This window comes from Sphingomonas sp. (genome assembly GCF_024508665.1).
Classification (GTDB): Bacteria; Pseudomonadota; Alphaproteobacteria; order Sphingomonadales; family Sphingomonadaceae; genus Sphingomonas.
Genome location: NZ_JANINP010000006.1, coordinates 629,239 through 651,902 on the forward strand (window position 1 = coordinate 629,239; position 22,664 = coordinate 651,902).

Annotated in this window: 19 protein-coding genes; 10 read left to right on the forward strand and 9 right to left on the reverse strand. The window is 64.2% G+C overall.

What is annotated here, in order from left to right; translation table 11 throughout:
- Nucleotides 1-207: 207 nt before the first annotated feature.
- From Q0L25_RS11875 to Q0L25_RS11885, 3 genes are all read right to left on the reverse strand, one after another.
- On the reverse strand, nt 208-1,521 hold the full coding sequence (locus tag Q0L25_RS11875; RefSeq protein ID WP_296614482.1) for a peptide MFS transporter: 1,314 nt from the start codon (nt 1,519-1,521) through the stop codon (nt 208-210).
- Between the two features lie 70 nt (nt 1,522-1,591).
- Nucleotides 1,592-3,604 (reverse strand): serine hydrolase, encoded by a 2,013-nt coding sequence (locus Q0L25_RS11880; RefSeq protein WP_296614484.1) that lies wholly within the window; start codon nt 3,602-3,604, stop codon nt 1,592-1,594.
- Nucleotides 3,604-5,946 (reverse strand): TonB-dependent receptor, encoded by a 2,343-nt coding sequence (locus Q0L25_RS11885; protein WP_296614486.1) that lies wholly within the window; start codon nt 5,944-5,946, stop codon nt 3,604-3,606. The genes Q0L25_RS11880 and Q0L25_RS11885 overlap by 1 nt, the downstream gene beginning before the upstream one ends.
- A gap of 124 nt (nt 5,947-6,070) precedes the next feature.
- On the opposite strand from Q0L25_RS11885, the gene Q0L25_RS11890 reads away from it, so the two are divergent.
- The 5 genes from Q0L25_RS11890 to Q0L25_RS11910 all read left to right on the forward strand — a co-directional run bounded on the left by Q0L25_RS11890 (nt 6,071) and on the right by Q0L25_RS11910 (nt 12,676).
- A complete protein-coding gene (locus Q0L25_RS11890) occupies nt 6,071-6,724 on the forward strand; it encodes an XRE family transcriptional regulator (protein WP_296614488.1) in 654 nt (217 codons plus the stop codon).
- A gap of 55 nt (nt 6,725-6,779) precedes the next feature.
- Nucleotides 6,780-7,778, forward strand: a complete 999-nt coding sequence (locus Q0L25_RS11895) for a dipeptide epimerase (protein ID WP_296614490.1) — start codon at nt 6,780-6,782, stop codon at nt 7,776-7,778.
- Between the two features lie 347 nt (nt 7,779-8,125).
- Entirely contained in the window at nt 8,126-9,106 is a 981-nt protein-coding gene (locus tag Q0L25_RS11900) for an ABC transporter substrate-binding protein (protein ID WP_296614492.1), read from the forward strand.
- Nucleotides 9,107-9,346: 240 nt separating this feature from the next.
- A complete protein-coding gene (locus tag Q0L25_RS11905) occupies nt 9,347-12,259 on the forward strand; it encodes a TonB-dependent siderophore receptor (RefSeq protein ID WP_296614494.1) in 2,913 nt (970 codons plus the stop codon).
- A gap of 75 nt (nt 12,260-12,334) precedes the next feature.
- Entirely contained in the window at nt 12,335-12,676 is a 342-nt protein-coding gene (locus Q0L25_RS11910) for a hypothetical protein (RefSeq protein WP_296614496.1), read from the forward strand.
- 9 nt (nt 12,677-12,685) lie between these two features.
- On the opposite strand, the gene Q0L25_RS11915 is transcribed toward Q0L25_RS11910, so the two are convergent.
- From Q0L25_RS11915 to Q0L25_RS11925, 3 genes are read right to left on the reverse strand one after another with little or no spacing between them, the layout of a single operon-like run.
- The gene (locus Q0L25_RS11915; RefSeq protein WP_296614498.1) at nt 12,686-13,132 is read right to left on the reverse strand and encodes a hypothetical protein; all 447 of its coding nucleotides are present in this window, start codon (nt 13,130-13,132) and stop codon (nt 12,686-12,688) included.
- Nucleotides 13,129-13,944, reverse strand: coding sequence for an amidohydrolase (locus Q0L25_RS11920; RefSeq protein ID WP_296614500.1), 816 nt, complete (start codon nt 13,942-13,944; stop codon nt 13,129-13,131). Before Q0L25_RS11920 ends, Q0L25_RS11915 begins: the two co-directional genes overlap by 4 nt.
- The gene (locus Q0L25_RS11925; protein WP_296614502.1) at nt 13,931-15,295 is read right to left on the reverse strand and encodes an MFS transporter; all 1,365 of its coding nucleotides are present in this window, start codon (nt 15,293-15,295) and stop codon (nt 13,931-13,933) included. Before Q0L25_RS11925 ends, Q0L25_RS11920 begins: the two co-directional genes overlap by 14 nt.
- 179 nt (nt 15,296-15,474) lie before the next feature.
- On the opposite strand from Q0L25_RS11925, the gene Q0L25_RS11930 reads away from it, so the two are divergent.
- From Q0L25_RS11930 to Q0L25_RS11945, 4 genes are all read left to right on the forward strand, one after another.
- Entirely contained in the window at nt 15,475-16,485 is a 1,011-nt protein-coding gene (locus Q0L25_RS11930) for a peptidyl-alpha-hydroxyglycine alpha-amidating lyase family protein (RefSeq protein WP_296614504.1), read from the forward strand.
- 30 nt (nt 16,486-16,515) lie between these two features.
- Entirely contained in the window at nt 16,516-17,721 is a 1,206-nt protein-coding gene (locus Q0L25_RS11935) for a hypothetical protein (RefSeq protein WP_296614506.1), read from the forward strand.
- An 83-nt stretch (nt 17,722-17,804) separates the two neighbouring features.
- Nucleotides 17,805-18,326, forward strand: coding sequence for a MarR family transcriptional regulator (locus Q0L25_RS11940; RefSeq protein WP_296614508.1), 522 nt, complete (start codon nt 17,805-17,807; stop codon nt 18,324-18,326).
- A gap of 42 nt (nt 18,327-18,368) precedes the next feature.
- Entirely contained in the window at nt 18,369-19,313 is a 945-nt protein-coding gene (locus Q0L25_RS11945; RefSeq protein WP_296614510.1) for a VOC family protein, read from the forward strand.
- 16 nt (nt 19,314-19,329) lie between these two features.
- Here Q0L25_RS11945 and Q0L25_RS11950 read toward each other — a convergent pair whose 3' ends face one another.
- The 3 genes from Q0L25_RS11950 to Q0L25_RS11960 all read right to left on the reverse strand — a co-directional run bounded on the left by Q0L25_RS11950 (nt 19,330) and on the right by Q0L25_RS11960 (nt 21,736).
- On the reverse strand, nt 19,330-20,142 hold the full coding sequence (locus Q0L25_RS11950; protein ID WP_296614512.1) for an IclR family transcriptional regulator: 813 nt from the start codon (nt 20,140-20,142) through the stop codon (nt 19,330-19,332).
- Nucleotides 20,143-20,253: 111 nt separating this feature from the next.
- Nucleotides 20,254-20,775: a VOC family protein gene (locus tag Q0L25_RS11955; protein WP_296614514.1), complete on the reverse strand. Its 522-nt coding sequence runs from the start codon at nt 20,773-20,775 to the stop codon at nt 20,254-20,256.
- Between the two features lie 49 nt (nt 20,776-20,824).
- The gene (locus Q0L25_RS11960) at nt 20,825-21,736 is read right to left on the reverse strand and encodes a LysR family transcriptional regulator (protein WP_296614516.1); all 912 of its coding nucleotides are present in this window, start codon (nt 21,734-21,736) and stop codon (nt 20,825-20,827) included.
- Between the two features lie 107 nt (nt 21,737-21,843).
- Between Q0L25_RS11960 and Q0L25_RS11965 the strand changes: the two genes are divergently transcribed.
- Nucleotides 21,844-22,659: an alpha/beta hydrolase gene (locus tag Q0L25_RS11965; RefSeq protein ID WP_296614518.1), complete on the forward strand. Its 816-nt coding sequence runs from the start codon at nt 21,844-21,846 to the stop codon at nt 22,657-22,659.
- Nucleotides 22,660-22,664: the final 5 nt, after the last annotated feature.

Here is a 22,664-nt window from a genome sequence, read left to right on the forward strand (position 1 = left end):
ATCACGCCCGGCCGACGACGCGCCGGATCAGCCGATCCGGCTGGTGCTAATTCGTGCCAGGGAATCCCGCGTTCGCGCACGTGCGAGGTCCGGGCGAAGGCGCCCGGCCGCAGCATCGAGAATCGCGCGCATGGTCATAGCGATCGTGTAGAACCGCGTTTCGGTTTTGGCTAGCCGGACTAGCAGGGCAAGGCGGATCATGGCCGATTATCCGATCCTGATCGGTCTCGACCTGCTCAGAAAAAACAGGAAGATTGCCGCGATCAGAACCGACAAGGCGCCCAGTCCAAAGAACGACGTCGCGGGTATGACGCCCCAATATGCACCCATGGCGCCAGCCAGCAGGCTGCCCAGGAACTTCGCGATATACCAGGCGCCCATCGCCATGGCCGCGACCTGAACGGGCGACAGCGCGCCGACCAAGGTCAGCCCTACCGGAATGACGAGCAGTTCGCCGACGGTCAGCAGGACGAAATAGGCGGTCACCCATTCGACGCCGACCGGCTGGCCGGTCCTGGCGTTCAACGCCGCAGCCACGACCATTACCACCATCGACAAAGCGGCGATCGCGCAGCCGAGGCTCATCCGCGCCAAGAGGTTCGCCGGTCCGTTGCGCGCGGCGCGCTTCGACCAATGGCGCATCAAAAACGGCGTCAGGACGATGATCAGCAACGGGTTGATCGACTGAAACCAGGTCGCGGGGATCTCCAGGCGCTGTCCGAACAGATCGACGCTGCGGTCGGTCTGATGCTCGACCCAGAGCGCGATGACATTGCCGCTTTGCTCGTACCCGATCCGAAACAGAACGACGACCGCTATGATGGCGACCAGCATGCGCAAATCGCCCCAATCCTTCAAGGTAAGCGCGATCCGCGCGCTGGCTTGGGTCTGCGACCGGCTGGGCGGGTCTGCCGGCAAGAGATGCCTGAAGCGGAGATAGATGACGAGCCCGGCGAACATCCCGACTCCCGCTGCGGCGAAACCCCAATGCCAGCCATAGAGCTCGCCGAGCGTGCCGCACACCAAGGGTGCCAACAGGCCGCCTAGATTGATTCCCATATAATAAGCGCTGAACGCCTGGGCCTGGCGCGGATCGTCGTCGGCATAGAGTCCGCCAACTTGCACGGCGAGCGGCGGCATGAAGAGACCGTTGCCCAAAGCAACCAGCGCCAAAGCAGGGAACAGCAACGGCTCGAACGCCATGGCGAAATGGCCGCACATCATCAGCATGGCGCCGGTCACGACGCTGCGCGTGCGCCCCAGCCAGCGATCTGCGATGATACCGCCGAAAAAGGGGCTGAAGAAGGCTGCAGCTCCATATGCGCCGTAGATCAGCGACGACTTCGCCTGGCTGAAGCCGAGATGCTGGGTCATGTAATAGACCAGCAGCGCTTGCAGGCCGAAATAGGAGAACTCGGCCCACATCTGCGTCATGAACAACACGGTCAGGCCCGGCGGATGACCGAACAGCGCCTTTGGGCGAACCGCGGGTTCCACGCCGGCCAGCGTACCCGTGGCCATTACCGGACCCGCAACATATGCCGACGGCGACCGAGCTTTTGCAACGCGTGGCGGCGGTCAAATGCCATGCTCAGAAGTTCAAGCTCGGCGTCAGCGTCCGCATGTCGAACATCATCCAGACCAAGAACAGCGCGGACAGCGCCACGACCGCCGCCCAGCCGGTCCTGAACCACCGGCTTTCGGGACCGGTCGCGACCGCCCGGACGTTCCAGATCGCGAGCGCCGTGCCGATGATCGCGCCGAGCGACAGCAATTGCAGCAACCGCATCCAGATATCGAGACGCCCGTCGAAATTGCCGACATCGCTGCTCAGCGCCGCGATCATCGCCATCCAGCCGGCCGCCACGATCACCATCAGCCAAGCCGTGAGCCGGGTCGCGCGGTAGAGCATCAGCGGGCGCTTCGCGATCGTCGGGCGATAGCCGTAGCGGCGGCGAGTGAGCGCGACGATCGGCCAGCTGAGCGCCGTGACCAGCATGACGGCCAGTGCCGCCAGCAACATCGGCATGATCCAGCTGCCGTTCATCCCGGTCGGAGCCGGCAAGAAGAGGATGATCGGCGCGAACTCGCTCGGCGCAAACGCGGTCACCTTGCCGTCCTTGACCGCCGCGCCCAGGCGATCGGTTCCGCCGACTTCCTGCCATTGCCACGGCGCCACCTCGCGCCATTTCTTGGGCACGCCGGCGGGATCGGTCAGCGCGGAAACGGTGATGGTGTTGTCGTCGTTCAGCGATACGACGGGCTGGCCGATCAAATTGGCGATGCGCAGCCAATTGTTCACCGAGCCGCGACTGCTGACATAATTGCCGGCCATGGCGCGGCCATGCTCGGCCGCGGTGGGAAGAGTGGGCAGCGCGGACGCTTTCTGCGGGAAGTAGCGGTCGGTGAAGCTGTCGAAGATGCGCTGGCGCAACACATGCGCCGCGCCGTCCTTGCCGGCGCTGTTGAACGACAGATACAGCCCCACACCCTTGTCGAGATAGAGATGCAGGTCGGAATGGAACCAGTCGGTATCGCCGCCATGGCCGATGATGTTCAGCCCGTTGCGATCCTCGTGATAAAAGCCCAGCGCCATGCCCGGCAGGCCGGGGATGGGGGTGTTGGCGGTCGCATACATCAACGCCGCGGTTTTTTTGTCGAGCAGCGGATTGGTCGCGGAGAGATGCGCGATCATGAACTTGGCCATATCCGCGCCGCTCGATGACAAAGCGCCGGCCGGCGACAGCGGGATGATCTCATAGGGCTGGGGATCTTCCGAGGCACGGGCATAGCCGCTCGCGAGCAGTGGCCCGAGACCAGCCGGCAAGGGCTGCACGAAGCTGGAATGCGCCATGCCGAGCGGGGCGAAGATGTGGCGCTGCACATATGCCTCGAACGGCTCGCCCGACACCCGCTGGACGATATAGCCGGCAAGCGACGCGCCATAGTTCGAATAGGACGCCGTGCTGCCGGGAGCATAGATCCGCGCCGGCACCGACCGCTTGAGCGCGGCATCGAGCGGCCGGTTATCGGCCGGCTTGGTGGCGATCAGATATTTCGCCGTCTCTTCGAACCCGGCGGTGTGGGTCATCAGGTTGCGCAGCGTGATCGGCTTGCCGAAAGCCGGCGGAATCTTGAAATCGAGATAATCGTTGATGTCTCGATCGAGATCGAGCTTGCCCGCCTGGACCTGCTGCATGACCGCGGTCCAGGTGAAGAGCTTGGAGATCGAGCCGGGCCGGAACAATGTGGTATCGGGGTCGACCGGCTTGCGCGTCTTCATGTCGGCGTAGCCGAAGCCGCGCTGGGTCAGTACCTGGCCGTCTTTGACCACGACGACGACCGCGCCGGCAATGTCGCCGGTATCGAGTCCGTAAGGGATCAAGCCGTCGAGCCAGCTGTCGACATCGGCTTTGGTCAAGGTCGGCGCCCCGGCCGCCGTTGCCAGCGTAGGCGCTTCCGCCTGGCCGCTTTTCACCGACGTGGCCGGGCTGGCCGGATTGAGCGTTGGCGTTTGCGCGGCGATGGGCACCGCGACCAGCAGAAGTGACGACAACACGGCCTTGAACAGGCGTGTAGGGCTGGCGATCCATCCGGTGCGCATCAGAATTCGACCCCCGCTGTAAGGCCTATCGTGCGCGGACGAATTCTCGCGACGTCGATCAGGCCAGCATAACGCCCACCATAAGGGCCGGCATAGGTCTGTCCGCCCGAATTGGTGAGATTCTTCGCGTAGATACTCAAGGTTACCGGTTTCATTTCGATGCCCGCCCGCAGATCGACCGTGGCATAGCCGTCGAGGATCAGGCGGTGACCGAACGTGGCTTGATAGGCGGCGTCGAAATCCGCCGGCCGGTCACTGACCATCGCGACCGATCCCCCGACAAAGGCGTTCGTTTTGCCGCCGAGCGACCAGTCATAGTCCGCGGAGAGGCTGGCGTTCCAGCGCGGTGCGTAGGGAAGCTGGTCTCCGTCCGAGCCGCCGACCAGGATGTTCCCCTTGAGCGCGGTGTCATTGTAGGCGACCGACGCAAGCACGACCAGGCCCCGGATCGGCCGCAGCGTCAGCGTGACCTCGCCGCCGTAACTCTTGGCGCCTTCACCATTGCCGTCGGCGGTGACCGGGCCGATCGAGGTCTGGAAGGTCGTGACGATCTGCGTGTTCTTCCAGTCGAGATAATAAATGGAAGCGTCGATGCCGAACGTCCGGTCTTGCGTCTCGGCGCGGACGCCCGCCTCGTAGCTGATCAGGGTGTCGGCCTTGAACTGCGCCGGATAATCCGCGGGAGCTCCCGGCGGGACGACATTGGGGCCGCCCGGCCGATAGCCCTTGGCGATGCGCGCGTAGATCGCGACTCGCTTGTTGATCTCGTATCGCGGCGACACCGACCAGGTCCACACCCCCTCGGACGACTTTCCGAGCAGCGTACCGTCCGCGCCCTGGACGACGACGAAGCCGCCGCCCAGGCTCTGGGACGTGCGCTGTTCGTTGCGGCTGTACCGGATGCCGCCGGTGATATCGAAAGCGCTGGACACGTGCCAGGTCGCACTCCCGAACCCGGCATATTCCTTATAGGTCGAGTCCAGGCTGGCGGTCAGGAAATGGTCGAAGGGAAAGGGCGCGGCGGGCACGCCCGGGCCGAGCAGGTCCTGCGGAATGGTGCCTGCTTCCGGCAGCAGCGCCCCGGTGGCCGGATCGAACGGCCGGTAGAGCTGGAAGATCCGTCCGGGTTCGCGGGTATAATACCCCCCGATCAGCCATTCGAACGTGTCCGACTTCGCCGAAGTCAGGCGGATTTCCTGCGCGAACTTCTTCTGGCTGATATTGGACGGCTCGTCGGTGCCGAAGGGAGTGGCCGCGCCGTAAAACGGACTGATGTCGCCCAATTGGGGCGTTACGTCGATATCCTCGTGCTGGCGAAGCGTGGCGTAGCTGGTGACCGAGGTCAGCGCGACCGGCCCGAAATCATATTCGATCGTGCCCGAATAGAGGCGGTAATCGACGTTGTTGCGCTCGGGCAGTGTTTGATAGCGAAGCAGCCCGGTGCCGGTCGCCCCGGTAAAGGGATCCGCAGTGATCGGCGACAGCGTCGCCGGGTCGACGTCGATCGTGTCGCGGCCATGCGCGCGGATATTCTGCGCGATCGCGGTCAATCGGATCGAGAAACGGTCGCTGGGCTTGAACAGCAAGGAGGCGCGGCCGCCATAGCTGTCGGAATAATTGGTGTCGTGGGCAGCAATGCCGACGCTATCGATATAGCCCGGCGTGCGGCGATAAAAACCGCTCGCGCGGAACGCCAGCGTGTCGCTGAGCGGCACGTTGATCACGCCATTGCCCGACCAGCCTGTGCCGCCGCCATCGACCGTTTCGACACCGGCCTGCGCGCGCAGCGAGAGCCGGTCGAACTTGGGCGGAGTGGTGACATATTTGAGCAAGCCGCCCAGCGAATTCGCGCCGTACAGCGTGCCCTGCGGGCCACGCAGCACCTCGATGCGCTCGACGTCGAAGGGGTCGATGTCGCCCGCCAGATGCGCTGCGTTTGTCTGACTGGTGCTCGACCCGAACGGCGTATCGTCGATATAGACGGAAACGGTCGGGCTGGCACCGCCGGTATTGATGCCGCGCAGGATGATGCGCGATTCGCCCGCATTCTGCTGCTGGATGCTGAAACCGGGAACGAGCGACGCATAGTCTAGCAAGGTGGTGGCATGGCGCTGCTCGAGCACTTCGCTCGACACGACAGTTATCGACTGCGGAACGTCGATCAAATTCTGGCTGCGCTTCTGGGCGGTGACGATGATGTCGTCGTCGAAATTCCCCCCGCTGCTTGCCTGTGGTTGGCTGGCGGCGACCGGAGCGTCCGTTTGCGCCTGTGCGGCGGGTGCCCATATCGCCATCGCCGCACCAGCCAGCCAGAACGTTCTTGATCGAGTCACGATCGCCATCGCCAAACCCCTTGAAATGCTCCGGCATCATGAACACTGTTTCATAATTAGCAACTCTTTTCTCAAATGTGCACGGCGGTTCCCTGGGGCAGGGCTTTGCGCTAGGCGGGGGCGGGGAGAGACTATGACCAAGACCGCTCGCGACAATCATCCCGGCCGTCTGCTCCGTGCCGCACGCATCGAGCAGGGGTTGACGCTCAGGGCGCTTGCGACGCGACTGGACATGCCGTTTTCGACGCTGTCGAAGCTCGAGAACGGCAAGATGGCGATGACCTATGACAAATTGGTCAGGCTCGCCCAGGCTCTCGGTCTCGATCTCGGCAGCCTCGTGGCGGGGGCGGTCCCGGCGGAAAAGCCGCCCGCCGCGCTCGGCCGGCGCAGCGTGTCTCGCGCCGGCGAATGGCAGGGCGCTACTACCGAACGTTACACGCATCTCTATCCGGCCGGCGACCTGCTCGACAAGATGATGGTGCCGATCATCATCGATGTAAAAGCCCGCAATATCGACGATGTCGGCGGTCTGATCCGCCACTCCGGCGAGGAATATCTGCATGTATTGTCGGGCACGATGGAGCTGCATTCGGATCTCTACGCACCGCTGCCGCTGGCCCAGGGCGACTCGGTCTATTTCGACAGCGGAATGGCGCATGCCTATGTCCGAGTCGGCGATGAACCTTGCCGAGTGCTGTCGGTTTGTGCCGGCCCCGGCATGCAACGCTTCGCCGAACTGGCTTCGCGAAGCGCCGAGCCAGCCGCGGACGACGTTTCAGGCCACTAAGTAGAAACATGTTTCTTATATTGAAACACAGCTGAATTCATGTGATGTGGCGGTCATGACGACCGCCCTCACGCTCAGCCATCGCCGCGACGCCATGGCGTTTCGCGAACCTTTCCGGATCTCGGGCTATCTCTTCGACTCGATGCCGGCGGTGATCGCGACGATCTCCGACGGAGAAGTGACGGGCCGAGGAGAGGCGGCAGGCGTTTATTATCTGGGCGACGATCCGGACCATATCGAACGCGAATTGGAGCGGTGTCGCGCACAGGTCGAAGCAGGGACCGATCGCGAGGAGTTACGCGGTCTGCTCCCGCCCGGAGGCGCGCGTAACGCACTCGACTGCGCATTGTGGGAACTGGAGTCGCTCCGGGCCGGTACGCCCGTCTGGAAGCTTGCCGGTGTCGCCCCACCGAAGCCCCTGGTCACGACGTTCACGCTTCCGGCGGAAGATCCAGCCGAGATCCTTCGCCGGCTCGACGACCTACCGACGTTAAGGGCGATCAAGCTGAAGCTCGAGGGCGACCTTGCCGGCGATTCCGAGCGGGTTCGAGCGGTGCGTGCGGCCCGACCGAATGTCTGGCTCGGTGTGGATGCCAATCAGGGTTATGGCGGTGACGATCTCGACGGCCTGGTCGCAATGCTCGTCAGGGAAAAGGTGCTGCTGCTGGAACAGCCCGTCCGCCGCGGCGAGGAGGCTTTGCTCGACAATTGGCGGTCGCCGATCCCAGTCGTCGCCGACGAGAGTATCCAGGACCTCGTCGAACTCGAAGCCCAGCACCGTCGCTTCCAGGTCTTGAATATCAAGCTCGACAAATGCGGCGGCCTGACCGAGGCGCTGATGATGGCCGAGCGTGGGCGCCGGCTTGGAATGAAGATCATGGTTGGCAACATGGCCGGCGCCACGCTTTCGACTGCCCCGGCCTTCGTCCTTGCCCAGTTGTGCGACGTGGTCGATCTCGACGGCCCCTGGTTCGTCGCCGACGATCCGCTCGCGGCGAGCCTCTATGCTGACGGCGAGATCATGGTGCCGGCGCATCTTTGGGGTGCGGGCTAGGGCCTGGGTTCAGAGAGACGAACGGCAATTTTCAGCGTCTCGATTTAGCTAGCGACCCCTAGGCGATTTCATGCGGCGGTTTTGCTGCTGTCATGCCGCGGCCTTAACGGCCCGATCCTCTCTGTCGGTTTTCCGCGGACCGGGGCAGCCGATCCAAACATGCAGCGCGCCAAATAGATCGGTGAATATACGAGCCTGGTACGCGCCGACACGTCAGCGAAAGTCGCCGTTTCTCCGGCGAGAGCGCGCAGCGGCACCGGCGGTCTCCCGTAGACAATGGCTGACGGACAGCATTGCCCTTTCAATAATCATCCTGGCTTATAATAATCGGTCGAGGGAGATTGCCGATGATCGATTGGCGGGGGCCTATTTTCTCGATGACGATGCTGGTCGCCTTGGCGGGATGCGCGCCGCATCCAAGCGTGGAGCCTGCCGCCGCAGTCTCGCCAATTGCGGTGTCGGGTAGCACCGCCACGATCGAGATCGCGCCGGTATTGCTGGCGGCGCGCGATCTGTATCCGGCGGGCGCAGTGGTCAGCAATGGCGGCATCCCCAATCTGTTCGACCCTGGTCGGCCCGCCGATATCGCCACCCATGCCGAGACCCAGGCATTGCGCTATTCGGTCGCGCATCCCGACATCCGCATCATCCTTACCGTTACCGAAGGCCGCTATCGCATCATCGCGCGCCGCTCGGCCGGGATCCGGCGGATCGCCGATCTCAAGGGCAAGAGGATCGCGACGCTGACGACCACGTCGGCCGGTTATTTCCTCGCGCGAATGCTCGCGCGGGCGGGGCTGGCCTTCGCCGATGTCACGCCCGTACGCATTTCTCCGCTCGACGGTATCCCCGCGGCGCTCGAAAGGCGCGAGGTTGATGCCGTGGCGATCTGGGAGCCGCATGGCGGCAACGCGGCGCGGGCACTTGGCGACGATATCGTCATCTTCTCCGGCGACGGCGTCTATCGCGAATTGTTCAACCTCAACACCACCGCGGCGGATCTCGCCGATCCCGCCAAGCGCCGGCGAATCACCGAGTTCGTCCGGGCGGTGATTGTAGCGAGCGCGCGGATTCGTCGCGATCCGACGCCGGCCCAGGCACTGGTCACGACGAGCGCGGGCTTTAGTGCGGCGGAAGTAGCGGACGCGTGGCCGACACTCTCCTTCCCGGCGGCATTGCCTGCCGATCTGCTCGACGAGTTGGTTGCGCAGGAGGAATGGCTGGCCACGCAGGACAGACGTCCCCCACGGCCACGCGAGGTGCTCTCGAGACTTATCGACCCGAGCATCTACAAGGACGCGTTGGCGATGGGGCCGATCTCGAAGTGATAGGTAATGGCTGAACCGGTAAATCAGCCAGGCTGCGATTTTAGGTTGTCAGCCTGTCTTATGTGGCATAAACAACTGTCGTTCGTTAATCCGGAATGGACTGCGGGCCCCTAGAAGCGTCGGGCGCAACTCGGCGCGGATTGGGAACAACAAGCAAGCATCTTGCGATGCAGCGGGAGCAACGGCGCCAAAGCCGGCCTCGCAATTGCCCGGAGAGGGGAGGCTGATATGGCAGTTTTTATGAATCGTGGTCCGGCATCATGGCTGCAGCGAATGATGGTCACCACCGCGCTCACCACCGCCACTTTTGCAGGCGGCGCCGCTTTCGCGCAGTCGAGCCCGACGCCGGCCAGCACGGCGCAAGCCGAACCGGCTCCGGCTGCCGCAGGTGACGCCGCTGATGACAATGCACAGACGCAGGAAGGCGAAATCGTCGTTACGGCATCGCGCACCGCGACCAACGGCCTCCAGGCACCGACGCCGACCCAGGTGGTCGGCGCCGAAGTGATCTCGAAGCAGGGCGCCACCACCGTCATGGAGGTGCTCAACCAGAACCCGGCATTCAAGGCGACCCGCTCCCCCGGCGCCAACGCCACCAACACCTCGAGCCCCGCGCAGGCCACCGCCGATCTGCGTGCTCTGGGCGGCCAGCGCACACTGGTGCTGGTCAATCAGTCGCGCGTCGTGCCCTTCGCGCCGGCCAGCAACCTCGGCGTGCCGACCACCACCGACCTCAACCTGTTCCCGACGCTGATGATCGAGCGCGTCGATGTCGTCACCGGCGGCGCCTCGGCGCTCTACGGCTCGGATGCCGTCTCGGGCGTCGTCAACATCGTCATGAAGAAGAAGTACCAGGGCGTCGAAGTCACCGCACAGGCGGGTGTCTCCCAGCTCGGCGACTATGGCACCCGCCGCATCGGGTTTATCGCCGGTACCAGCTTCAACGGCGATCGAGGCCATATCGTCCTCAGCGGCGATTATTCGGACAATGACGGCGTCGGCGATATCTACACCCGCGACTGGGGTCGCGACGAATATATGATCGTCAGCAACGGCCAGCGGACCATCCCCGGCACGCCAGGCTTCGGCCAGCCGGCCTTCATCCTGGCCAAGAATGTCCACAATAATCTCGGCGCGGGCGGCGTCATCATCAGCTCCATCCCGGGGCTGACCAACATGACGTTCAATCCGGACGGCTCGATCCGCCCGTTCCAGAGGGGCTCGATCTCTGGCGGCTCGACGATGATCGGCGGCGAAGGCGGCTCGATCATCACCGGCACGGCGCTGGTTCCCAAGGTCGAGCGCGAGACCGCCTATGGCAGCATCTATTATGATTTTTCGGACTCGCTGACCGGCTATATCGAGGGCGGCTATTCGCGCTCCGTCGGCATCCTCGACGGCGTTCCAATCCGCCTGTCCAGCCAGGTGATCCGTCGCGACAACCCCTTCATTCCTGCGCAAGTACTCGCCCTCCTGCCGGCAACGACGCAAAGCTTCAACATCAGCCGGATCGGCATCGATATCGGCATCAACCGCTACGAAATCACCAACGAGACGCCGCACGGGACCGTCGGCTTGCAGGGGAAGCTCGGCGGGACGTGGAAATGGGATGCGCACGTATCCTATGGCATCAATTATTATTCCTCGGCGACCTTCAACAACCCGGTCACCGCCAAGCTGGCTTACGCGATCGACGCGGTTCGCGACAGCTCCGGCAACATCGTCTGCCGCGGCGTCCGGGACGGCGTCGCCGCCGCTGCCGGTTGCCAGCCGCTCAACCTGTTCGGCGAGGGCAACACGACGGCTGCCGCGCGCAATTATATCTGGGGCGAAGGCCTCGCCAAGGTGAAGTACGACCAGTTCACCACCGCCGCCAACATTGTCGGCGAGCCCTTCTCGACCTGGGCGGGCCCGGTGTCGGTGGCGTTCGGCGGCGAATATCGCCGCGAAACCGAGAAGCTGACCGCCGACGCGGTGGGCGCCAACAACGGCTTCCTCACCGCCGGCAACGCCGTCCCCTATGCGGGCGCGTTCAACGTCAAGGAAGGTTATGTCGAGGCGACCGTCCCGCTCGCCAAGGATCTGCCGGCCCTCCATAATCTGAGCGTCAACGGCGCGTTCCGCTACGCCGATTACAGCACCGTCGGAGGCCAGACCGCGTGGAAGGCGGGCGCGGTGTGGGAACCGGTCGACGGGCTGATCTTCCGCGTCGCGCGGTCGCGCGACATCCGGGCGCCTGCGATCAACGAACTCTATAGCCCGGGCAGCAATGTCACCAACGCGGTGACGATGGTGGTCGATGGCGTCACCAAGAGCCCGGTGATTCCGCAGAACACCAGTATGGGCAATCCCCATGTCGGGCCTGAATTCTCGAAGACCTTCACCGTCGGCGCGGCCTATCGCGGACGCGGCGCGCTGAGCGGCCTCGGTTTCTCGGTCGACTATTACAATATCAAGATCGACGATGCGATCACCAACCTGTCGACGGCGAACATCGCATCCTTGTGCAGCGCGGGCGAAGCCTATTTCTGCAATCTGTTCACCTATGGGCCCGATCTCTCCACGCCTGACCCGAACGATCGCGTCCATACCGCGCTGAACGCGGGCTCGCTCAATGTCGGCGCCTTTGCCCAAAAGGGCATCGACATGACCCTGACCTACGGCACGTCGCTCGGCTTTCTGGGCGAAGGCGGTCGCGGCAGCATCGCCGCGAGCGGCACTTATGTCCTCCATGCGCTGGTCGATTCGGGCACGGGAGCCGCGCCGATCGATCGCGCCGGAGAGAATGGCTGGGCCAATCTAGGCGCCATTCCCCACTTCCGGGGCAATCTGTCGACGACCTTGGGCACCAATGCGTGGGAACTGACGCTGCAGACGATCTTCATCAGCAAGGGCGTCCAGGACGTGACCTACAACACGCTGCCGAGCAACACGATCAACGACAACAGGGTGCCGGCGGTTACCTATTTCAACCTATACGGAAAGATCTTCGCTGGAGAGAATAAGAAGTTCGAATTCTTCTGGGCGGTCAACAACCTGTTCGACAAGGATCCGCCGCCCACCCCGTATATTATCCTCAACGGCCCGGTGAACGGTCAATATTACGACAAGGTCGGTCGCGCCTTCATGTTCGGAGCGCGCGCGCGCTTCTGATCCGCCGCCGACAAACGAAAGGGCGTCCCCTTCCAAGGGCGCGCCCTTATTGCGGTACATCTGAAAGGCTTTGCAGTGGGCGATATCGTGCGGGTGGTTCTGGTTCCGCAGGGTGCGGAGGATGCCACTGACCGACAGATCTCGCTCGACCTGACGATCGACGCCGGCGGCGCGGCGGTCGGGCCGTTTCCCGCTTTTGGCCGCATCGGCGATTTCAAACGGCCCGAGACGCTGTTTCCGTTCACGCTGATGGGCGACGGGCGGCTCGATTACGGCGCGCATGCCGGCCCCGTGCCGGCGGAGGACAGGCTCGCGATTCGCGATGCGGTGCTGACCCCCGGTGCCGAAATCCTGCGAACCCTGGGCGACCGCAGCGCGGCGTTCGTGATCGCGACGGTGACGTCGCTTACCGCCTGACGCGGCGGCTCAGCTGAAGTTGAGCTGGTCCCCGCCGCGGAACAGATTCTTGAGTTCGCGCAGCGTGCACAGCCAGCGCCCTTCGGTTTCGTCCCAACGGAACGTTTCGGTCGCCTGGCTGATCCGGGTGGGAACGCGGCTTTCGAGCGGCGCCTCGCCATCGGCAGCCCAGAGCAGCATGAACCAGGTCGCGGTGGCACCGCCCTGGTCGTCGAATTCGGCGCGGAAATTGGTGAAGGCGTGGATCGACACGCGCGCCCCACGGTCTTCGCGCCAACTGTAGAAGCCCTGGATCGCCTCGCGTCCCTCGAGCTTGAGCCCGCCCGAGCGATAGACGGCCTCCGGGGCATAATAATCGCTCGCCTTGCGGCCCCAATTATTGTCCACGTCGTGCCAGAAATCGGCGAGCCCCATTTCGAGCTCGGCAGTGGCGATGGCGCGCTCGCGACGGTTCATTGGTGGCTCCGTATGTTGAAATAAAGGTCGAGTGCTGTGGCGTCGATTGCCCGGCGGGTTGCCGCGTCGGGAACAAGACGATGATACAGAGCCAGCGTGTCGGCATAGCTGGTATCGGCCTCATGGTTCACGAACGGCGCGTCGCTGCCCCATAGCAAACGCTCCGGTCCCGCTTCGGCGAGCAAACGCGCAGCGCATTCGGCAGCAATGGAAGGTGACAGGCGGAAGCCCGCCGAGATCTTGACCCATGTCCGGCCACCGGCCACCGCGCGAAGCAGCGCGTCGGTGCCGGCGCGGCGCTCGCCCTCATCGCGCGACGGGACGCCAAAATGATCGACCACCAGCGGCACACCTGCGAAGTGCGGCAGCAGCGCCGGCAATTGCGCGCTGCCGGCGAGCAATTCGACATGCAACCCGCAGTCGGCGATCCGATTGAGGAAACCGCGCCACGGTTCGTTCGCCAAATTGGGAAGATCGGCGAGCCGCCGCCAGGTTAGCCGCACCCCGACCACGCCTTGCTCGGCCAATGCTCGCAATTGCTTGGCGCTTGTCTCCGGTCCGGCAAGCACCGTCGCGCGCAGCCGGGGATGCGCCGCCAGCGCCGCGAGCGTATAGGCGTTGCCGTCGTCGAACAGGCTCGCCGCCGCGATCACCCCGCGGCCGATGCCATGGGCGTCGAGATCGGCGAGCCAGGCCTCGACCGGATAGTCATAATCCGGCCGCGAATGCGCATTCGCCGCGAACGGCATTGCCCTGGTAAAGACATGGGCATGGGCGTCGACTGCCGGCGCGGCCGCTTCAACCGCGTCCATGCCCGACCTTGACCACCTGCGGCGCGTTCTTGAGGCTCATCAGCCAGAAGGTGAACAGCCCGCCGCAGATCAGCGGCACCCCGAGCATCGCGAAGATGCCGATGGGGCCGAAGCCTTCGCTGAGCACGAACGTTCCGAACAACGGCGCCCAGATCGATACCACGCGGGCGGCGCCATAGGTCCAGCCCACGCCAGTAGCGCGACTGCGTGTCGGGTAGAGGGCAGCAGCAAGCGCCGGGATGCTGGCCTGGCTGCCATGCTGGCACATCCCCATGAAGGCGACCGCGACATACATGCCAATGCCTGGGGCCAGCAGTCCGACCATGGTCGCGCCCAGCCCCGCGAGCAGGAAGGCGCCGGTCATCACGCGCTTGAAACCCAATCGATCGATGAAGAAGCCGATCGTGAGCATGCCGATGAAGCCGGCGGCGGTGTTGATGCCGTTGATCAGCGCGACTTGTTTAAGCGACAGTCCGATCACGTCCTTGAAGATCGTCGTCTTCCACACCCCCGCGGTGATGAACACGAAGCTCGAGATCGCGATTCCCCACATCAGGAACGTGCGCAGCAATTGGCCGCGGCCGAAAATATCGGAGAGCAGGATCGCGAGCGGCGGTCGGTCGGGCTTGGGCGCGACGGTGAGTACGACGTCGGCATCGCCGGACACCGACGGCCGCATTCGCTTCGTCAGCGCGGAAATGGCGGGATCCTGCGGGTTGCGCGCGACCAGCGAGCGCAGCGATTCGGGAAGGAAGAAATAGATCAAGGGAAGCATGATCGCAGGCAACGCCACTGCAATCCAGAACGCGCCGCGCCAACCGAACGGCGCCAGGACGAAGGCCTGCATCAGCGAACCCAGCATCGCGCCGATCATCGTGCCGCTGACCGTGATCGTGCTGACGGTCGCGCGCAGCCGCTTGGGCGCGGTCTCGGCGGCGAGCGTGACCAGGATCGGGATCATCGCGGTACCGCAAAAACCGGCGGCAAAGCGGCAGATCGTGAAGGGCAGCAGCGACTTGGTGGTGAGGATCGCCAGCGCGCTGAGCATCATGCCGAGATAGCAGAACAGCAGCACGCGCGGCCGTCCGATGCGGTCGGCAAGCGGCGGAATGACGAACGCGCCGGCGAGCATGCCGACCTGTTGCGCGACCAGCGCCGAGGTGACTGCCGTCGTCGGCACCCCAAAATCCTTGGCGAGCACCGGCAGCACCCAGCCGACGACATACAATTCATAGCCGTCGATCGCCGCCAGGGCCGTGCACAGCACGAGGACGATCAGGTGAAAGCGGTTGAATTTGAGCCCGTCCAGGAACGTGTCGACATCGATCGGCCGAGCGCCAGTGTCCGTCATGCAAAACCCCTCCCGGTGCGGCGATCGGCCGAATATCTGTCCCGCTCGCCAATCGGCTTTATCATATGTCGTTCGCTATGTACAAATGCTCAAGCGACGATATATGTCAGCTTGGCTTAGGAAAGAGCGGACGTCTAGGCTGGTTTTTTGATAATCCGTCGAGGAGTGAAATGCCGGCTATGGCAACCAGGACAGCGCCTGCGTTCGACGTAGTAGCCGATTGGGAACGCCTGCCGGCAGGCGTCTCGCATCGCGACGTGACCGGGGTGGCCGTCGATTCGCAGGACCGCGTCTATCTGTTCGTCCGCTTCCCGCATCGCGTCCTGGTCTATGAGCGCGACGGCAGCTTCGTCCGCAGCTGGGGCGACGATGTCTTCACCATGGCGCACGGCCTGACGATCGGCCCCGACGACCGGGTTTATTGCGTCGACAATGGCGATCACAGCATTCGCGTCTTCAGCCTCGAAGGCGAGCCGATCATGACCCTCGGCGTGCCCGGCCAGGCATCGGACACGGGCTACGATCCCAAGCCTCCTTACGAAGTCCATGCCTGCGAATGCATCGCCTATCCCGGCGGGCCGTTCAATCGCTGCTGCAACCTTGCGGTAGCGCCAAGCGGCGAGCTCTATGTCGCCGACGGCTATGGCAATTGCCGCGTCCATCGCTTCAGCGCCGCGGGCGACCTGATCCAGTCCTGGGGCGAGATCGGCACCGGTCCGGGCGAATTCCACTTGCCCCACGGCATCGGCTGCGACGCCGCGGGACGGGTATTGGTCTGCGATCGCGAGAATGACCGTATCCAGGTCTTTACGGCCGATGGCGACTATCTCGAGCAATGGACCGACGTTCAACGGCCGTGCGACATCGCCATCGACCGCGACGGTATCATCTATGTCGCCGAGCTGTGGCGGCCCAAGGGCAAGAAGAGCTTCGTCCTTGGCGAAATGCAGCGGGATCATCCCGGCCGCGTCACGATGCTCAGCCCCGAGGGCAAGGTCCTGGATCGCTGGGGGGGCTCGTCCGAGCACCGTCACGGGCCGGGCAATTTCATCGCGCCGCACGGTATCGCGGTCGATAGCCATGGCGACGTCTATGTCGCCGAAGTGCCCTACAGCTTCGCGATCCGCCCCGGCTGGATCCCAGAGGAACAGGGCGACCACCAGATCCAGAAATTCGTGCGCCGAACATAAGCCGGCGACAATCACTTAGGAGAAGAGACGATGCGGCGTTCCACGGACCATATCCTGACGACTCATGGCGGGAATCTGCCCCGCCCGGCCGATCTCGACGCCCTGCTCGTCAATGCCGATGCCAACCAGACCGAAATCGCGGTGCGGTTGCCCAAGGCAGTGCGCGAGGTCGTCGAGAAGCAGATCGAATGCGGCGTCGATATCATCAACGACGGCGAATATGTGAAGGCCGCCAACATGGGCAGCTACACCAGCTATATCCAGCAGCGCGTGGCCGGCTGGGAATCGCTGCCCCGCGACCCAGCGGCGCCGTCCAAACGGGCTGGTCCCGGCGAGCGCGACCGCCGCGATTTCCCGGGTTTCTACGAATCCGGCCTGTGGTTCGCCGGCGCCGGCGGCCCGGTGCGCCCGGGGTTCATGACGCCCGGCAATGTCCCCAAGCGTCCGGCCACCGAAAAGGTCTGTACGAGCGCTTTGACCTATATCGGTCAGGCAGAGATCGCGAAGGATATCGACGCACTCAAGAAGGGCCTGGAGGGGAAGAGCGATGTCGACGGCTTCATCGCCGCTCTCGGGCCGCTCAGCGCCGGCGCCGGCGCGCGCAACGCATTCTATCGCGACGAGCGCGATTACATGATGGCGGTCGGCGCGGCGATGCGCGAGGAATATAAGGCGATCACCGATGCCGGGCTGATCGTGCAGATCGATGAGCCCGAATTCGCCACGAGCTGGATGTTCTATCCCGATTGGTCGGTCGACCAGTATCGCGACTATCTGGAATTCGCGGTCGAGGTGATCAACCACGCGGTCGAGGGGCTGCCCGAAGAGCAAATCCGCTTTCATATGTGCTGGGGCAGCGGCCATCGCCCGCATGTCCACGACATCGAGTTCAAGCACATCGTCGACCTGATGCTCAAGATCAACGCGCAATGCTACACGTTCGAGGCGAGCAACGTCCGCCACGCGCACGAATGGCGCATCTGGGAGGAGGTCAAGCTTCCTGCGGGCAAGATCATCTGCCCGGGCGTCGTCGGCCATATGACTGACCTGGTCGAGCATCCCGAACTGGTCGCCGAACGGCTGGTCAATGTCGGCAAGCTCGTCGGCATGGAGAATATCCAGGGCGGGACCGATTGCGGCATCGGCTCGCGCGTCGGCCATCCCGAAGTGGTGTGGGCCAAACTGTCGGCAATGGCCGAAGGCGCGGCAATCGCCACCAAGAAGCTCAAGGGCTGAGCGTCATCACGGTCTCGCAGGCGGCGCGGCGAAGTGCCGCGCCGACTCTGGACAGTTCCGGCACGATCGGACACTAAGGGCGGATGGGTAAAGCCGCTCGCACAACTACCGATCGACATCCGCCTTCGATCCTGCATCTGGTCAAACAGGTGCAGTATAAGGCGTATGTGCGGCTGGAATCGGTACTCAATCCGCTCGGCGTAACCGCCGTCCAGTTCCGAATTCTTACGACGCTCTCGACGCGGCCCAATATGTCTTCGGCCGAATTGTCGCGCCTCTACGACGTCAAGCCGCAGACGATGATCAAGCAGATCGCCTTGCTCGAATCCAAGGGGCTGATCGATCGCCGCGTCAGCAGCGCCAACAAACGCCTGCTCGAATTGAGCCTGACCGCGGCCGGCAAGGACGCGCTGAAGAAGCTCCAGAAGGACACCCGCGCGCTCGAAGCCGAATTGCTGACGCCGCTGGATGGCGACGAGCTGGAAATATTGCGCGGCTACCTCACCCGGCTGCTGGACTCGCTCAGCGCCCCGAACGGGAATCACGGCGCGGATATCGAGGAATTTACCCCCGAATATAGCCGGCCGGGAGTGCAGCGCCCTTAATCTCACTGGCGTTCTTCGGTATTACCGAATAGCGTTCGTTCTATGCTGCAGTCGCTCGGCTATATCGGAGTCACCACGGCGCGGGTCGATGCCTGGGCGGGATTCGCCACGGACCTGCTCGGCATGCAGCTCGCCGATCGCAGCGCACACGGCTTCGCCCTGCGTACCGATAATCGCGCGGGTCGCCTGTTCCTCGAAAGCGGCGCAAACGAGGGCGTCAGCGCGATGGGCTGGGAAGTCGCGGATGGCGATGCCCTGGCGCGGCTGGCGACGCGGCTATCCGACGCCGGCCATCCGGTCGTTCCAGGCACGCCGATCGAGGCTGAGCAACGCCGCGTTGCCGAACTGCTCATCGCCCACGATCCCGCCGGCAACCGCCTCGAATTCTTCCACGGCGCCGCCGCGGCGCCCTCCGCCTTCGTCCCCGGCCGCGCGCTCAGCGGCTTTCGTACCGGAGCGCTCGGGCTCGGCCATGTCGTACTGACCGTCCGGTCGCTCGACGCGGTGCTGCCCTTCTATGTCGACCTGCTCGGCTTCCGGCTCAGCGATTATGCGCTGCGGCCGTTCAAGGCATTCTTCTTTCATCTCAACAGTCGTCATCACAGCTTCGCCGCTATCGAGACGGGCGTCGACGGCTTCCATCACCTGATGGTCGAGCTCGATTCGCTCGACGATGTCGGCCAGGCCTATGACCTCGCCCAGCTGGAGGAGGGGCGCATCGGCGTGACGCTCGGCCGCCACACCAACGATTTCATGACCAGCTTCTATGCCCGCACGCCGTCGGACTTCATGATCGAACTGGGCTGGGGCGGGCGGTCGATCGATCCCGCGACATGGCAGCCGTTCGAATGCGATTACGGCCCCAGCCTATGGGGCCACGAACGCTCGTGGCTCGACGACGCCAAACGTGCCGAAGCGCGCAAGCTCCGCCTCGACGCCGCCGCGGCAGGCCGCCGCGCGCCGGATTTCGTGCGCGGGGCGGCCTAGGCTCGCTGAACTGGCGTCAGCCTTTCGCTGCCTTCTCTGCGGGCTTGGGAAGCGCGCCCATCCGCTCCGACACTGCCTCGGTCGATGCCAACAGCATCTTGCTGAAGTCCTTGAGCCGCGTCTTGCTCATGAAGTCGGTTGGGCCGAGCAAAGTGATGGTCGCGGCGATCTTGCCGCTATGGTCGAAGATCGGCGCGGCGATCGCCGCGAAGTTGCGGTTCAGCATTCCGGCGCTCGACGAATAGCCCTCCCGGCGGATCCGCTCACCACTCTCGGCGAGTTCTTCCTTGGTCGGAGTGGGGATATCACCGCGGGTGGCGTCATAGGCGGCCTGCGCCGCCACCGCGCGAGCGACCTCGGTCTCCGGCAGATGGGCGAGGAACACCAGCCCGGTCGCGGACGTCGTCACCGGCAGGATATAGCCGAGCCGGATCAGGAACGCGCCTTGCAGCCTGCCGTCGGCCTTGGCGACGATGCACGGGCCGCGGTCGCCCCATAGCGACAAATAGATCGCGCAGTCGGTCTTGTCGCGAAGCTCGGTCAGAGTCTCGGCGGCGAGCCCGACCACGTCGAGCTGGCGGATGGCGGCAAGCCCAAGCTGGATGGCGAAGGTGCCAAGCCCGTAATGGCCGTTATGGGGGTCCTGATAGGCCATATTCTCGCGCACGAAGCTGACGAGATAGAGATGCACCTTGCTCGGCGGCATGCTGGCGCGCGCGGCAATTTCACGCAGCGGCAGCGGTCCTTCGGCCATGCGCAGCACCCGCAGCACTCGAAATCCCACTTCAATCGACTGGACACGCCGGCGCGATTGTTCGGTGTCTGCCATGCGTTTGATTCCTCTCGTCACATTTCCCCGCTGCTCTCCTGCCGTCCAGCCGCCGATCTGTCCATTCGGCAATGATCGGCGGCGGGGCGGAGCGCGGTGACGAGGTGGCGATCAGCCGGCGGCGGGTGCGCCGTGCTTGCGCGCGTTCCATGCCTTGAGAACGCCATGTGCTTCGCTGGCAGCCGCTTCCAGAAAGCCGGGCGCTTCGGTTCGCGCGGCGACTTCGAGGCGCAAGCCGTTGGGATCGAAAAAATAGATCGAGCGGACGAACTCGTGATCGACCAAGGGCGTGGTCTTGATCCCATGGTCGGCCAACCGTTGCCGCATCGCCTCGACATCGTCGACCGAATCGGTCTCGATCGCGAAATGCTGGACCCATTCGGGTGTGTTGGGAGAGGGCGCCGGCTTCTCGTCGCCGCCCAGGTCGAAAAAGGCGATGTACGAGCCGTCGCCCAGCTGGAAGAAGAAGTGCACATAGGGCTGCTCCTCGCCCGTGCTCGGCACCTTTTCGGACATCATGCAATTGACCAGCGGCAGCCCCAGAATGTCCTCGTAGAAATGGCGCGTCTCCTCCGCATCGCGGCAGGGATAGGCGAAATGATACAGGCCCTTGAGCGGCGGCGCGTCGGTCATCCTTCTCTCCTCTTGCCCATGGCCTAGCAGGATCGAGCGCCGGCTTTTGTCACCCCGCGGGGAGGACGCCCGCGTGGTGGATCATCATGTCGATGAAGCGCTGCAGTGCCGGCGAGCGGTCGCTCTTGCGCCACACCAACAGCACTTCGAACTGGAGCCCGAGATCGCTGATCGGCACCAGTTGGATATTGTGCGCCGGCGACGACTGGCTCGACGCCGTCACGAAACCGACACCCATCCCCACCGCGACCAGGCTCAGCAGGATCGAGTTCGTCGTGCATTCCTGGACGATGCGCGGTGTGCTGCCGCTCTCGACGCAGGCCGTCATCAACCGGTCGTAATAGCCGGGTGCGGTCAGCCGTGCCGGGCCGAGCGCGGGCTCCTCGGCAATCTCGGCCATCGTCACCGAAGCGCGCCCGGCCAGCCGGTGGCTTTCGTGCACGGCCAGCATCGTCTCGCCATGGCCGAGGCAGATGCGGTCGAGCACGTCATAGTCGCGCTCTTCGAGATGCGCGTCATAGATCAGCCCGACATCGAGCGTGCCTTCCTTGAGCGCGGCAATCTGGTTCACCGATCCCATCGACTTGAGATCGAGCGCCACCGACGGCTCGCTCTCGCGGAAATTGCGCAGACCGTGCGAGATGAAGTCGTGCGCGGCGATGATCTCGCTGAGCCCGATGCGGATCGTGCCGAGATGGCCGCTGCCCAACCGCTGGGCGCGATCGACGGCGCGGTCGACCTGCGACAAGATCTCCTCGACATCGCTTAGGAAGACGCGCCCGGCGCTCGACAGGCGCACGCCTCGCGGCAACCGTTCGAACAGCTCAATGCCGAGCTCGGTCTCGAGGTCGCGGATCTGCCGCGTCAGCGCCGGCTGCGCGACACGCAACGCGATCGCGGCACGGCCGAAATGCTGCTCGCGGCCGATCGCGCGGAAATAGCGAAGATGGCGTAGCTCCATCCAATTTCCATACCTGTCGGGCATCAAAGCCTCAAGTACAAAGAATTGGACGTATCAGTCGCCGGGCAACACTCTGAAGCTCACAAAGAAGAGACGAGTGGAGAGCGATGCAGCCCCAAGGCCTTGAAGAACTGAGCTTCGGCACTGTGTCGGCACTCGACGTGCTGGGCACCGAGCTCGAAATCTTCCAGGCTGGGGGCGGTCCGCCGCTTCTGTTCCTGCACGGGCTCGACGGGATCGAGGGGGCTGCGCCGCTGCAGCGCGAACTGGCGAAGCATTTCACCGTCTACGCTCCGTCGCATCCCGGTTTCGGGGCGTCCGCCGGCTCGCCGCGGATCGATCGCGTCGACGACCTCGGCTATTTCTATCTCGACCTGCTCGACCAGCTCGGGCTCGACCGGCCGGTCATCGTCGGCACGTCGTTCGGCGGCTGGGTGGCGGCGGAAATGCTGACCAAGGAGCCGGGCCGGGCCGCGCAGCTCGTGCTGGTCTCTCCGCTCGGCCTGCCCACTGCCAATCGCCGCGAGCAATATGTCACTGACATCTTCATGCTGTCGCGCCAGGAGCTCGGCAAACGCATGCAGGTCGGCGAGCCCGCGCTCGGCAGCGACATGAAGACGCTGGCGACGCTGCCGGAAGACCGTCTGCGCCGGCTGATGCGCAACGACGAGGCGGCGAGCCATTTCGGCTGGACCCCATACATGTCGAACAGGAAGCTCGGGGACCGCACGCACCGCATCGCCAGCCCGACTCTCGTCATTTGGGGCGAGGCGGACGGCATCGTCAGCGCCAGATATCGCGACGACTGGCGCAAGGCGCTGCCCCAGGCCGAAGTCGAATCCTTCGAAGACGCCGGACACCGCGTCCACGCCGACCAGCCTGGCAGGCTCGCCGCCCGCATCGCCGCTTTTGCCGGCCGCTGAACGAT

Excerpts from the sequence above, each read along its gene's own strand:
- Q0L25_RS11875 (WP_296614482.1), bottom strand. The coding sequence starts at position 1,521 with ATGGCCACGGGTACGCTGGCCGGCGTGGAACCCGCGGTTCGCCCAAAG.
- Q0L25_RS11880 (WP_296614484.1), bottom strand. The coding sequence starts at position 3,604 with ATGCGCACCGGATGGATCGCCAGCCCTACACGCCTGTTCAAGGCCGTG.
- Q0L25_RS11885 (WP_296614486.1), bottom strand. The coding sequence starts at position 5,946 with ATGGCGATCGTGACTCGATCAAGAACGTTCTGGCTGGCTGGTGCGGCG.
- Q0L25_RS11890 (WP_296614488.1), top strand. The coding sequence starts at position 6,071 with ATGACCAAGACCGCTCGCGACAATCATCCCGGCCGTCTGCTCCGTGCC.
- Q0L25_RS11895 (WP_296614490.1), top strand. The coding sequence starts at position 6,780 with ATGACGACCGCCCTCACGCTCAGCCATCGCCGCGACGCCATGGCGTTT.
- Q0L25_RS11900 (WP_296614492.1), top strand. The coding sequence starts at position 8,126 with ATGATCGATTGGCGGGGGCCTATTTTCTCGATGACGATGCTGGTCGCC.
- Q0L25_RS11905 (WP_296614494.1), top strand. The coding sequence starts at position 9,347 with ATGAATCGTGGTCCGGCATCATGGCTGCAGCGAATGATGGTCACCACC.
- Q0L25_RS11915 (WP_296614498.1), bottom strand. The coding sequence starts at position 13,132 with ATGAACCGTCGCGAGCGCGCCATCGCCACTGCCGAGCTCGAAATGGGG.
- Q0L25_RS11920 (WP_296614500.1), bottom strand. The coding sequence starts at position 13,944 with ATGGACGCGGTTGAAGCGGCCGCGCCGGCAGTCGACGCCCATGCCCAT.
- Q0L25_RS11925 (WP_296614502.1), bottom strand. The coding sequence starts at position 15,295 with ATGACGGACACTGGCGCTCGGCCGATCGATGTCGACACGTTCCTGGAC.
- Q0L25_RS11930 (WP_296614504.1), top strand. The coding sequence starts at position 15,475 with ATGGCAACCAGGACAGCGCCTGCGTTCGACGTAGTAGCCGATTGGGAA.
- Q0L25_RS11935 (WP_296614506.1), top strand. The coding sequence starts at position 16,516 with ATGCGGCGTTCCACGGACCATATCCTGACGACTCATGGCGGGAATCTG.
- Q0L25_RS11940 (WP_296614508.1), top strand. The coding sequence starts at position 17,805 with ATGGGTAAAGCCGCTCGCACAACTACCGATCGACATCCGCCTTCGATC.
- Q0L25_RS11945 (WP_296614510.1), top strand. The coding sequence starts at position 18,369 with ATGCTGCAGTCGCTCGGCTATATCGGAGTCACCACGGCGCGGGTCGAT.
- Q0L25_RS11950 (WP_296614512.1), bottom strand. The coding sequence starts at position 20,142 with ATGGCAGACACCGAACAATCGCGCCGGCGTGTCCAGTCGATTGAAGTG.
- Q0L25_RS11955 (WP_296614514.1), bottom strand. The coding sequence starts at position 20,775 with ATGACCGACGCGCCGCCGCTCAAGGGCCTGTATCATTTCGCCTATCCC.
- Q0L25_RS11960 (WP_296614516.1), bottom strand. The coding sequence starts at position 21,736 with ATGGAGCTACGCCATCTTCGCTATTTCCGCGCGATCGGCCGCGAGCAG.
- Q0L25_RS11965 (WP_296614518.1), top strand. The coding sequence starts at position 21,844 with ATGCAGCCCCAAGGCCTTGAAGAACTGAGCTTCGGCACTGTGTCGGCA.